The organism is Devosia alba, assembly GCF_039938915.1.
GTDB classification, from domain to species: domain Bacteria; phylum Pseudomonadota; class Alphaproteobacteria; order Rhizobiales; family Devosiaceae; genus Devosia; species Devosia alba.
The window spans coordinates 1-268 of record NZ_JBDUUI010000091.1; the positions used below are offsets into that span (position 1 = coordinate 1).

At 38.4% G+C, this 268-nt stretch carries 1 protein-coding gene; it reads left to right on the top strand.

The window, feature by feature from the left end; genetic code table 11:
* Positions 1–268: hypothetical protein (locus ABFY71_RS18895; RefSeq protein ID WP_347947416.1), on the top strand; the 268-nt coding region annotated here is incomplete at both ends.

Sequence of the window (268 nt, forward strand, 5' to 3'; positions counted from 1 at the left end):
TTCTATATACTCTAAAGTATATAAGGATAACAAGGTAGACAAGGAGAAAGGAATTGAGGCAAAAACGGCCGACTGGTGCGCGGAAAATGTGATTTATGGCGGGGAGTATAAATCTTTCGGTTTTTCAACCGCTGAAACGCTGGAGACTAAAAAAAGCGCAAAGTGGCTTGTTAAAGAAACGGATGAGTATAAAGCTACTTATGTAGCCGTTAAGATTAAATCTTATTCAATCCGTACCATTGCAAAGTGTGTGAGTGAGTATTTAACA